Raw genomic sequence first — 12073 nt, forward strand, 5'->3', positions numbered from 1 at the left:
TTGGTATCGATGGGTCACGCGCCCTCGGGGGCGCGGCCCTGCTGTCGCAGTCGGGTCAGACGTAGGTCGAGGCCAGCCCGCCGTCGACCGGCAGGTTGATGCCGCTGACCCAGCGCGCCGCGTCCGAGCACAGGAAGGCCACCACCGGCGCCACCTCGTCGGCGTAGGCCGGGCGCTTCATGCGGTGGGCGTCCTTCTGCACGCGTTCGTCGCCCAGCATCTGCACGAAGTCGCCGAGGATCGGCGTGAACACGGGGCCGGGCGCCACGCAGTTCATGCGCACGCCGCGCTCCAGGAACCAGGTCTGCGACTGCGTGACGCTCCAGACGATCAGCGCTTCCTTGAAGTACTGGTAGCAGCTGGCCTGCGCCACCGGATGCTTCGCGAGCCAGGCGAGGCCGGCCTCGAAATGCGGCGTTTCGGCCAGCGCCTTGTGCAGGTCCAGCCGCTGCGGCCACTCGGCGCCGAGGATGGACGAGATGTTGACGATGCTGCCGCCGGCGGGCAGCCGCTCCAGCATGCGCTGGCACAGGTGGCGCAGGCCCAGGTAGTTCACCCGGGCGACCAGGTCGGCCGGCGCGGTGCCGGGCACGCCGGCGATGTTGCACAGCGCATCGACGCGCTCGGGCAGCTGCTTCACCGCGGCATCGATGGCCGCCTGCTCGGACAGGTCGGCCTTGACGAAGCCGTCCAGCGTCAGCATCGGCTCGTTGCGGTCCATGCCGATCACGCGGGCGCCGGCCAGGCGCATGAGGCGCGCGGTCTCGGCGCCGATGCCGGAGCTGGCGCCGGTGATGACGATGGTCTTGCCTTGGAAGTCCATGAATGTCTCCAGTCGATCGAAAACGCGGGCCTTTCCAGGCAGCCGCCGCGGAACCGGCTCTGCCGGGCCGCTGGCGGCCGCCCCCTCGAGGGGGAAGCGCCGAAGGCGCTTCGGGGGTGGCCGTCAGAAGGGGAAGGCGGGCGGTGCGTCCTTCACCGTCAGCCACTGCCAGGTGGTGAACTGCTCCCAGTCGCCGCGGCCGCCGTGCGAGCTGCCGTTGCCGGCGACGCCGGGGCCGCCGAAGGGGTTGACGGCATCGTCGTTCACCGTCTGGTCGTTCACGTGCACCATGCCGGCCTTCAGTTGCCGGGCCACCGCCAGCGCGCGGCCGACCGATCGTGAGATCACCGCCGCCGCCAGGCCGCCGTGGTGGTCGTTGGCCAGCGCGACGGCCTCGTCGTCGGTGGCGAAGGTGGCGATGTTCAGCACAGGGCCGAAGACTTCCTCGTCGTGGCAGCGCATGCCCGGCTTCACGCCGGACAGCACGGTGGGCTTGTAGAAGAGGCCGTCGTAGCTGCCGCCGGCGAGCAGCCGCGCGCCCGCCTGCACGCTGTCCTGCACCACGGCATGCACGCGGTCGCGCGAGCGTGCGTCGATCAGCGGCCCCAGCGCGACGGGCTGCGTCGCGCCGTTGCCCACCGGTAGGTGCGTGGCCTTGGCGACCAGGCGTTCGGTGAGCACGTCGGCGATCGATTCGTGCACCAGCACGCGGTTGGTCGCCATGCAGATCTGGCCCTGGTGCAGCCAGGCGCCCCAGGCGGCGTTGCTGGCGGCCAGGTCCAGGTCGGCGTCGTCCAGGATCACCAGCGCATTGCTGCCGCCCAGCTCGAGCGAGGTCTTCTTCAGGTGCCGTGCCGCCAGCTCGCCGACGCGCCGGCCCACCGCGGCCGAACCGGTGAACGACACCATCTGCACGTGGGCATCGCCGACCAGCGCCTCGCCGACCTCGGCCCCGCCGGGCAGCACGTGCAGCACGCCGGCGGGCAGGCCGGCGGCCTCGAACAGCTGCGCGATCAGGAAGCCGCCCGAGACGGGCGTGCGCGCATCGGGCTTCACCACCACCGCATTGCCCGCAGCCAGCGCCGGGGCGACGACGCGCAGCGTCAGGATCAGCGGGAAGTTGAAGGGCGAGATCACGCCGACCACGCCGTGCGGCACGCGCCGCGCGATGCTGAGCCGGCCGGGGGTGGACGGCAGCAGCTCGCCCTGCGCCTGCATCGGCATGCCGGCGGCCAGCTGGCAGAAGGCGACGGCCTCGCGGACCTCGTGCTGGCCCTTGGGCAGGATGGCGCCCGATTCGCGGGTGACGAAGAGCGCCAGCTCGTCGAAGTGCTGCTGCAGCAGCGCCGCGGCGCGGTGGAACACCGCGGCGCGCTCGCGCGGCGCCATCGCGGCCCAGGCCGGCTGCGCCGCGGCCGCGGCGGCCGTGGCCGTGGCCACGTCGGCCGGCACCGCGACGCCGGTGCGCACCAGCGGCTCGCCGGTGGCCGGTTCGATCACGTCGGCGGACAGGCTCGCCGCGCGCCAGCCGGTGCTGAAGAGATGTTCGCGCCAGAGCGCGGGATTCAGGAAGGTCGTGCTTGTCACGTCGCGGGTCTCCATCGGATGAATGGCGGGCGCCATCGACCTTCACCATCGCAACGCGCATGCCGCGGGCCGTGCCGGCGGCCGGTTGCGGCGCTGCAGCACGGCGCTACGGACGGTTCCGCCCCGAGGGCGGCACGGGGTCCGGATCAGGACATTCCCGGATGCCGACGTTGCACCGCAACATGAAGCCACTGAAGCTTTTTCAGTTGCGGAAATCAGAAAATCCTGGGCAAACTCGCGGCGAGCATTTCATGAATTGAACAAATATGGCCAAACCGCAACGCATCTCGCTGGCCGAGGTGGCCCGCCGGACCGGCGCCATGCTGCGGCGTGGTGACAGCGCGCACTTCGATCCCGCGGCCGGCCTGCCGCCGACGCTGTCGGACCTGACCGAGTCGCTGTTCTTCTCGCCCGGCGACGGCCGCATCTGGCTCAACGACCAGCGCATGCTGCTGTGGCACAGCTCGGCGATGGGCCACCTGCGCCGCGAGCTGGTCGATGCGCTGGGCCTGGAACGTGCGCGCGGGCTGCTGACGCGTGCCGGCTACGTCAGCGGCGCGCGCGATGCCACGCTGGTGCGCGAGCGCTGGCCGCAGGGTGACGCGGCCGCGGTCTTCATGGCCGGCACGCGGCTGCATGCGCTGGAAGGCATGGTGAAGGTCACGCCGCTGGCCTTCGACTTCGACATCGACCGCGGCTTCTACGAGGGCGAGTTCCTGTGGGAGCACTCCAGCGAGGATGACGAGCACATCGCGGCCTATGGCATCGGCACCGACGCGGCCTGCTGGAGCCAGGTGGGTTATGCCTGCGGCTACGTGACCACGCTGTTCGGCCAGCTGGTGATCTTCCGCGAGGTCGAATGCCGCGCGATGGGCGCGTCCAGTTGCCGCGTGATCGGCCGCCACGCGGCGGCGTGGGGCGACGTCAGCGAGGACATGCGCTACCTGCAGGCGCGCGACTTCCGCAGCCTGGCCGAGGACCTGGCCGCCGAACCCGCGCCGGCGCCGGCGCGGATGGTGGCGGCGGCGGCCGCGAGTGCACAGCCGGCCGATGCCCCGGCCGACCGGCACGAGATCGTCGGCGCCTCGTCGGCCTTCAACGCCGCCTGCCACCAGCTCGACCGCGTCGCGCGCACCCAGGCCACGGTGCTGTTCACCGGCGAGTCCGGCGTCGGCAAGGAAGCCTTCGCGCGGCGCCTGCACCGCATCAGCCGCCGCGCCGAGCGGCCCTTCGTCGCGGTGAACTGCGCCGCCATCCCCGACACGCTGATCGAGGCCGAGCTCTTCGGCGTCGAGCGCGGCGCCTTCACCGGCGCCAGCAACTCGCGACCCGGCCGTTTCGAGCGCGCCGACGGCGGCACGCTCTTCCTCGACGAGATCGCCACGTTGAGCCCTGTCAGCCAGGGCAAGCTGCTGCGCGCGCTGCAGGAAGGCGAGATCGAGCGCATCGGCGGCACCCGCACGCTGACCGTCGATGTACGCGTGGTCGCCGCCACCAACGTCGACCTGCAGGCCGAGGTGCACGCCGGTCGCTTCCGCGAGGACCTGTTCTTCCGGCTCAACGTCTACCCGATGCACCTGCCGCCGCTGCGCGAGCGGCGCGACGACATCCCGCTGCTGATGAACCACTTCCTGCGCCGCGAGTCGGCCCGCCACGGCCGCTCGCCCAGCGGCTTCACGCCGCGCGCGGTGCGCGCGCTGCTGCACTACGCCTTCCCGGGCAACATCCGCGAGCTGCAGAACCTGATCGAACGCGGCGTGATCTCCGCCGACGACGGCGCGCCGATCGACGTGCGCCACCTGTTCCGCCGCGAGCAGCTGTCGGACGAGACGCTGCTGGCCATCGGCGCCGGCGGCGCGCTGATGCCCAGCCCCGACACCGCCGGCGTGAGCAACCTGCTGCAGCACCTGCAGCAGGCGCTGGGCGCCGAGACGCTGGAGCTCACGGCCCTGGAAGACCGGCTGCTGCGCGAGGCGGTGGAAGCCGCCGGCGGCAACCTGTCCGCCGCCGCACGGCGCCTCGGGCTGACGCGCGCGCAGCTGGCCTATCGGCTGGAGAACCGGGCGCCGCCGGCGCAACGCTGAGGGCCGGCCTGCACCGGCGCGCGATCAATAGCGCAGCCGGCCGTCGCTGCCGATGATGGCCAGCTCGACGTAGGCCGAGCCGCGGTGCGATTGCGGCGTGTAGTGCAGCGCGAACTTGCCGAAGGTGATCTCGCCGGCCGATTCGAATGCGGCGACGAGGCGGTCGGTGTCCAGCGCGCGGCCGGCCCGGCGCAGGCCCTCCAGCAGCACGCGCGCGTGCATGTAGCCTTCGAACATCGAGGCCGACGGCGGCGTGCCGACGGCCTGCGCCTCGTGCAGCGCCAGGAACTCGTTGACCGCCGGGTTCGACCGGTTCGCCAGCGACGGCATGATCTGCGCCAGCACGATGCCGCGTGCGGCCGCGCCCAACTCGCGCACGAGCTGGTCGGCCGAAGCGACCGAGAAGCCGTAGACGGTCGGCCGCACGGCGGTGGCCTGCAAGGCCTTGACCAGTCCGGTGAAGGTGCCGCCGGCCGTGCACATCACCACCGCCTGCGGCGCGGCGACCGCCACGGCCCGCGCCGCGGCATCGAGCTCGGGTTGCTTCGGGTCCACGCGCACTTCGGCCGCCAGGCGCAGCCCTGCCGCGTCGGCCGCCTTCTTCACCTCGACGAGCAGCGCCTGGCCGAAGGCATCGTCCTGCGCGAACAGCGCCACCGCGGTGGTGCCCAGCTCGCGCAGCTGCCGCACGATGCGCGCCGCCTCGTCGGCGTAACCCGCGCGGACGTGGAACAGCATGCGCTCGTGCCCCTGGCGCAGGCTGGTGGCCCCGGTGACCGGGCCGAACACGATGACGCCGGCGGCGCGGGCCAGCGGCAGGATGGCCGCGGTGTGCGCGGTGCCGGTGCAGTTGTGGATCAGGAAGACCTGCTCCTGCTCGATCAGCCGCCGCGTGTTCTGCACCGCGCGCTGCACGTCGAAGCCATCGTCCAGCGTCGTGTAGCGGATGCGGCGATCGTGCACGCCGCCGCGTGCATTCGCGGCCTCGAAGCACAGCCGGGAGCCGGCCGCATAGGCCGCCGTCTGCGTGCCGAGCGGGCCGCTCAGCACCAGCGAGGCGCCCAGGTGAAGCGTGTCGCCGGTGACGCCGGCGGACCGTGTGCGTGCAGTGGCCAACAGCAGCGGCAGGGCCGCGAGCACGGCGCGTCGGGTGGTGGGCATGGTCTTCTCCCGTTCGACGAACGCCGCGGCAGCCCCTGGGAAGCCAGTGGCGGGGGCGAACGATTTGACTCAGTCGATGAACTTGTTCAATGACCGTTGCACCCTGCCTACGCACTGCAAGCTGCACGCGATCACGCGTTCATATTGTTATTCTGATTAACGATATCGACGGGAGAGGTCGTGACAAACCCGGAGGCGACCGGGCAGCGCCGTGAACTCGTTCGCGTCGCTGACGCTCGATGCTTCGGGCCGTGCGCTGACGTCGGCCTCAGCCGCCTGGCGCGCGCAACACGGCGGCCTGCGCTTGCGCTGCCGCACTGACCGCATCCTCCACGGCCCGCTCGCACTGCTGCACCGCCTGGTCCTGCGCCTGTACCAGCGCGGCCAGTTGCGCCAGCAGTTCCGCCTGCGCCGCGGGGCCGGCGTCGCCTTCCGCATCGCTTTCGGCCACCAGCGTCGCCGCGGCGCTCGCCGCACGGCCGGCGCCGTGGTGGGCCGCGGCCAGCGCGGGCAGCGCTGCGGCCAGGGCGGCTGTCGCGGCCGCGTGGTCGTCGGCCGCCTGGGCCAGCGCCGCCTCCAGCGCCTTTGGCAGTGCCGCCCCGTGCGCCAGCGCGCGATGGCGCGTCGCGCCTAGCGCCTGAAGGGCGTGGCCCACCGCCTGCAGCGCGGGCTCGGCATCGCAACCCAGCGCCAGCACGGCGGCGCAGCGCATCGGCAAGCCTTTGGCCCAGGGCTCGGCCTGCTTCGCGGCCTGCCGGGCGGCCTGCGCCGCCGGTGCCAGCGCGCGGCCGGCCAGCAGCGCCGCCTGCAGCGCCCGCTGCAGTTGCTGCGCTTCGGCCTGCTGCGCCTGCGCCGCCTCGCTGGCCGCCTGGGCCTGCATGTGAAGGGCGCGGGCCTCTTCTTCGGCCGCCTGCGCGACTGCCGCGGCGGTCGGCCCGACATCGGGCGAGGCGGCGGCCGGCCCGGGCAGCGCACCCAACAGCCCCTGCCAGCCGGCGTGCTCGGCCTCGGCGCGATGCTGCAGCACGGCCTGCTCGTTGCGCTGGTGGCACAGCCGGGCCAGCTCGGCCTGGCTGGCGGCACAACGTTCGGTGGCCAGCTGGCTGGCTGTCTCCAGGGTCTCGGCCAGCCGGCGGGTCTCGGGCTGCGCCAGGCGCACGGCCTCTGCCGCCGTGTGGCCGCGCGGCGAGGCCGCCGCCGCCGCGGTGGCGCCGGCGCTGCGTTCCAGCTCGGCCAGCGCGACGGCGGCCTGCTGGCTGGCCTGCGCGGCGAGCTTCGCGTCGCGCGCCAGTGCCGACCCGAAGTCGTCGGCCTGCAGCAGCATGAACGCGCCCTGCACGGTGCGGTTCAGCGCTTCGGCCGCCTGCGCCGCGGCATGGCTGCTGCGGGCGGCCTCGGCCGCGGCGTGCGTCGCATCGGTGGCGGCGCTGTCCGCGCCCTGGGCCAGCCACTGCTGCAGTTCCAGCCGGCACGCGAAGGCCTGCGCCGTGACACCCAGCGCCCCGAGCCGGGCGGCGAGCGCGGCCAGCGCAGCGCGGTGGCCGGCCTGCGCTTCGATCATCGGATCGAGCCCGGCCAGCACGGCGGTCGCGCGGCGCCTCTGCGCGCCCCAGCCGGCCGCGTTCTCGGCGGCGCCGTGGCGCAGGGCCACCACGGTGGCCGAGGGGGTCGGGTCGGTCGCTTCGGCGGTGTGATTCATGGCCGCATTAGAGACAGCGTGCGCGCCGATGGGCTTGCTGCGCATCAAGCTGCGTCGTCTGGCGGTGCCGATGCCGTGGTGCCGGGCCCGCCCAGGCAGCTGCGCCCGGGGTGCCCACCGCGCATCCGCCCGCGGTGGACAAGGCGCGGCGCAGACCCTAGGGAAAGCCGCAGTGGGAGTCATCGCGTCGTCGCTATTAAATTCGTGCTTCGCACTAATCAATATAGCCATTCCGGAGACCTGCATGCGCCAACGCCTACGATTCGTTCTCGGTGCCACCCTGCTGGCCGCTTCCCAACTGGCCAGCGCCGGCATCGCGCGGGTCGGCATCTCCGACCTGTCGCTGTCGGTCAGCGGCGGCGAGTGGTGGTACTGGCTGCCGCACGACCAGGCCTGGCTGGCGCCCACGGCGGCGACCTCGGCCGCGCTGGAGAACCCGTCGATGGCCGACGGTGCGACCGGCTGGCACGGCGCCGCCTACGATGCCACCGTCGTCGACGCGAGCTCGTTCGCGAAGGCCGGCATCGGCGCGGCCACCGGCGGCGGCAACCTGCTCGACGGCGTGTCCGCGAGCGCCCAGGTGTCGGCGGATGCCGGCCACTCGGGCTGGGCGTTCGCCCAGGTCTTCGACGGCTACATCATGGTCGGCGGCAACGCGACGATCACGCTGTCGACCACGCTGACCGAGCTCTTCGCGGAGGGCGACGTCGCGCAGGCCAATGCCACCATCGAGCTGTGCAGCACCGACTTCACGACCGACGTCTGCGCGCCGCTCAACTACGCCGAGGCCTTCGTCGATGCGACGAGCGGCCCCTACGGCGGGCCGGCGACCTTGTCGGCCAGCTGGACCAATCCGGGCGCGACCGGCTGGGCGCGCCTGCGCATCGGCCTGAGCGCCTCGGCCGAGAGCGATCAGCCGAACGCGGTGCCCGAGCCCGCCAGCCTCGCGATGCTGATGACCGGCCTGGCGATGCTCAGCCTGAGCCGGCGCGGGCGCGGCCGCTGAGCCCGTCCGGCACGCGATGCACGCATCCCCGCCGGCGCCGCCCGGCCGCCGCGGCCGGCGTGCGCTGATCGCCGGCACGGCGGGGCTGCTGTGCGCGGCCGCGGTGCCGGCGCGCGCGCGCAGCGGCGCGGCCTCCGCACCCGAACCGGCACGCGACTTCGGCGCAGCGCCCGTGCTGGCCGCCGACGACGTGCGCGCCTTCCCTGCGGCACCGCCCGGCTTCGACACCGCGCAGGCGGGTGTGCCCGCCGGGCGGATCGAACGTTTCGAACACGACTCACCCGTCACCGGCACGCGCCGCGCGGCCAGCGTCTACCTGCCCCCCGGCCATTCATCCGGCCGCAAGGTCCCGGTGCTGTACCTGCTGCACGGCATCGGCGGCAACCACGACGAGTGGCGCGGCTACGTGCGGGCCCACCACATCCTCGACAACCTGATCGCCGCCGGGCGGGCGCGGCCGATGATCGTCGTGATGCCCAACGGCCGCGCGCAGGCCGATGACCGCGTGCCGCCCGTCGAACGCCTGTTCACGCCCGAGCACGTCGCCGCGTTCGCGCGCTTCGAACCGGAGCTGCTGCAATCGCTGATCCCGGCGATCGAGGCCACCTATGCCGCGGACGGCGACCGCCGCCGGCGCGCGATCGCCGGGCTGTCGATGGGCGGCGGCCAGGCGCTGAACATCGGCCTCGCGCACCTCGACCGCTTCGCCTGGGTCGGCGCCTTCTCACCGGCGCCCAATACGCGGCCGGCGGCGCAGCTGCTGCCGGATGCCGAGGCGGCGCGGCGCCAGCTGGCGCTGCTGTACCTGTCCTGCGGGCGCCAGGACGGCCTGATCCGCGTGCCGCAGGCGCTGCGCCGCGAGCTGCAGCAGCGCGGCGTCCCACACGTGTGGAACGTCGACGAGTACGGGCACGTGCGCGAGAGCTGGGCCGACAACCTCTATCACTTCGCGCAACGCCTGTTCCGCTGAAGCCTTCCGGCCGGCAGCGGCCGCGTGACGCGCACCACGCGGCCGGCCCACCACCCGCTTCGCGGCCAGGCGCCGGACCTGGCCGCTCATCTCAGGCGTCATGCACCGACGGCCCCTTCGCAGGCACCGGCGCGATTCAGTTCGCGGGCTTGGCCCACACCCGCACTTCGCTGATCGTGGCCGGCCGGTCCGGCGTGACGGCCGGAAAGCGGATGCGCAGGAAGCTGGCGGTGGCCGCCTTGTCGAAGAGCCCGATCTCGTGGCTCTTGCGTCCGCCCTTGGCCTCGGCGACCGGGCGCCACTCGGTGCCGTCCCGGCTCACCTCCACAACGAGGTCGGGGCCGCGGTCGTCCGGCATCACCAGCGACAGCCAGTGCAGCGCGTACACGTTCTCCAGGTGAACGAGCCAGAACGCAGACCCGTCTTTCGCCGACGCGCGCCACCCGGTGTGGTCCTGGTTGTCGTTGGCCAGCGGCGCTTCGTGACCGGCCTCGGCGCCGCTGTTGGCCGTCGGCCGGCTGGTGGCGACGTTGATCGGGTCGCCCTCGAGCGCGTTGCGGTTGATGCGCGGCCAGGCGATCACCGGCTGGTCGGGCGCCAGCGGCGAGCGGCCCGGGACGAAGCGGTCCGGCCCCGTCGTATCGATCGTGATGCGCGCCGGCTTCAGGCCGGGCGACGAGGCCTCGATCACCGTGCGGCCCGCGAAGTACGACCGGAACGCGATCGCGGCCTGGCCGTCGCGGATGGCGACCATCGACGGCTTGCTGAAGACGATGCGCCGGCCGGTGGGGAACTTGCCCGGGCCGCTGACGATGCTCAGCGTCACGTCGGGCGAGTTGCTCAGCGCCCTGCCCGCGGCGTCCTGCACGGTGACGACGAGCTGCGCATCGTCTTGCCCCTGCGTGCCGCGGATCAGCGTCTGGCTCGCGGCCAGGTGCAGCTGCGCCGGCTGGCCCTCGACCGGCCATACCGGTGGCGCCACGCCGCGGTAGTGCGCGCGGTACCAGTGGTACTGCCGTTTCGGCAGGCGGAAGTAGTCGACGAAGCCCATCGAGCCGAACTCCACCGAGGCGATCGAGCCATGGTCGAAGGCGCACCACAGCGCTTCGCCCGAGCGCCACGGATAGCGCCACGAGTAAGGCCGCGGGTTCGCCTGCTGGTCGGGCGTGTCGGGCATCAGCCCGAAGCCGGGCTCGTAGTCGCCGGGCCGGTCGACCATCGTCGAGCCGTACTCCGAGACGACCGACGGCACGCCCGGGTTCAGGAACAGCGTGGCGCCGTCGCCGTTGTAGCCGGCGATGTCGCCCAGCTTGTCGATCTCGCCGCGCTGCGCGCCGCCGATGGCCACCGGCCGCGTCGGGTCCAGCGTCTTCATGAACGCGACCTGGCGCTTCAGGAAATCGCGCATCGGCGCCATCGCTTCACCGACGGTGAAGAACGGCTCGTTGCTGGCGCTCCAGACCACGATGGACGGGTGGTTGCGGTGGATGCGGATCATCTCCGCCGCCTGCTGCAGCACGCTGGCCTCGAATCCGGGCCGGTCCGCCGGATCGGGCGGGTAGGCGCTGGACAGCCAGGTGCCGTCGGCGCCGAAGCCGCCGATGCCCCAGAACGGCGCCTCCGACCAGAACAGCAGGCCGAGCTCGTCGGTCGCCTTCGAGAACGCCGGCGAATGCGGGTAGTGCGAGCCGCGGATGAAGTTGAAGCCGGCGTCCTTGACCATCTGCACGTCGCGCCGCGCCGCGCCATCGGTCACGCCGTCGCCCCAGCCGGCCTGGTCCTGGTGCACGTTGGCGCCGATCATGTACAGGGGCTTGCCGTTGAGGAAGAAGCCCTTGTCGGCGGTGAACCGGATCGTGCGGATGCCGAAGGGCGTCTCGAAGCGGTCGACGGGCCGTCCGCCCACGTAGAGCCGGCTCACGAGCTTGTAGAGGATGGGCCGCTCGGGCGACCACAGCTGCGGCCTGGCCAGCTCGGACAGCGTCTGGTCGATGGCGACGGTGCCGGCGGCCGGCACAGTCTGTTCGCTGCGCGCGCCGGCCACGCGCCGGCCGTCCGCATCGAGCACGTCGGAGACCAGCGTCGCCCGGACCTCGGCGGGGCGGTGATTGCGCACTTCCGTCTGCACGCGCACGGTGGCCCGCTGATCGGACACCTGCGGCGTGGTCACGAAGGTGCCGTACCAGGCCACGTGCACGGGATCGGTCATCACCAGCCGCACGTTGCGGTAGATGCCGCCGGAGAACACATGCTCGCCGGCACGCGGCGCCACACGCGCATTCCACAGGTTATTGACGTGCACGGCCACCAGGTTGCGGCCGGGCTTCGCATGGGGCGTGATGTCGATGCTGAAGCCGGTGTAGCCGCCGACGTGGCGGCCGGCCTGCTGGCCGTTGACGTAGACCACCGCGTCCTGGAACACGCCGTCGAACTCGAGCGTGATGCGCCTGGCCAGGGCAGCGGCCGGCAAGTCCAGCTGCCTGCGGTACCAGCCATGGCCGACGTAGAAGCCGGTGCCCAGGAAGTACGGCTCGGAGAACGAGTGCGGCAGGTCCGCGCGCTTCCAGCCGCTGGTGTCGTGGTCCACCGCCTGCGCGCCCACTGGATTGCCGAGCGTGAAGGTCCAGTCGCGGTTGATGAGCTCGCTGCTGCGCGGGGCCGCCAGGGCGGCATTCGCGAGCAGGCCGATGCACAGGGCACTCAGGAAGCCGAGCAGTCTTGTCACGGGATCTTTGGTGGTTCA

General features: G+C 72.7%; 8 protein-coding genes. 3 read left to right on the forward strand and 5 right to left on the reverse strand.

Features of this window, described 5'->3' with window-relative positions; translation table 11 throughout:
* Positions 1 to 55: 55 nt before the first annotated feature.
* Together P1K89_RS03460 and P1K89_RS03465 are read right to left on the reverse strand one after the other, a co-directional pair.
* Entirely contained in the window at positions 56 to 823 is a 768-nt protein-coding gene (locus P1K89_RS03460) for a coniferyl-alcohol dehydrogenase (RefSeq protein ID WP_284614959.1), read from the reverse strand.
* 123 nt (positions 824 to 946) lie between these two features.
* Positions 947 to 2425, reverse strand: coding sequence for a benzaldehyde dehydrogenase (locus P1K89_RS03465; RefSeq protein WP_439897966.1), 1479 nt, complete (start codon positions 2423 to 2425; stop codon positions 947 to 949).
* A 251-nt stretch (positions 2426 to 2676) separates the two neighbouring features.
* On the opposite strand from P1K89_RS03465, the gene P1K89_RS03470 reads away from it, so the two are divergent.
* Positions 2677 to 4494, forward strand: coding sequence for a sigma-54-dependent Fis family transcriptional regulator (locus tag P1K89_RS03470; RefSeq protein ID WP_284614961.1), 1818 nt, complete (start codon positions 2677 to 2679; stop codon positions 4492 to 4494).
* A 24-nt stretch (positions 4495 to 4518) separates the two neighbouring features.
* On the opposite strand, the gene P1K89_RS03475 is transcribed toward P1K89_RS03470, so the two are convergent.
* On the reverse strand, positions 4519 to 5655 hold the full coding sequence (locus tag P1K89_RS03475; RefSeq protein ID WP_284614962.1) for an ABC transporter substrate-binding protein: 1137 nt from the start codon (positions 5653 to 5655) through the stop codon (positions 4519 to 4521).
* 268 nt (positions 5656 to 5923) lie between these two features.
* Positions 5924 to 7354: a hypothetical protein gene (locus P1K89_RS03480; RefSeq protein WP_284614963.1), complete on the reverse strand. Its 1431-nt coding sequence runs from the start codon at positions 7352 to 7354 to the stop codon at positions 5924 to 5926.
* 244 nt (positions 7355 to 7598) lie between these two features.
* On the opposite strand from P1K89_RS03480, the gene P1K89_RS03485 reads away from it, so the two are divergent.
* The gene (locus P1K89_RS03485; protein ID WP_284614965.1) at positions 7599 to 8360 is read left to right on the forward strand and encodes a PEP-CTERM sorting domain-containing protein; all 762 of its coding nucleotides are present in this window, start codon (positions 7599 to 7601) and stop codon (positions 8358 to 8360) included.
* A gap of 16 nt (positions 8361 to 8376) precedes the next feature.
* A complete protein-coding gene (locus P1K89_RS03490; protein WP_284614966.1) occupies positions 8377 to 9330 on the forward strand; it encodes an alpha/beta hydrolase in 954 nt (317 codons plus the stop codon).
* A gap of 136 nt (positions 9331 to 9466) precedes the next feature.
* On the opposite strand, the gene P1K89_RS03495 is transcribed toward P1K89_RS03490, so the two are convergent.
* Positions 9467 to 12055: a glycoside hydrolase family 2 protein gene (locus tag P1K89_RS03495; RefSeq protein WP_284614967.1), complete on the reverse strand. Its 2589-nt coding sequence runs from the start codon at positions 12053 to 12055 to the stop codon at positions 9467 to 9469.
* Positions 12056 to 12073: the final 18 nt, after the last annotated feature.

It is taken from the genome of Aquabacterium humicola (assembly GCF_030167915.1).
GTDB classification, from domain to species: Bacteria; Pseudomonadota; Gammaproteobacteria; order Burkholderiales; family Burkholderiaceae_C; genus Pseudaquabacterium; species Pseudaquabacterium humicola.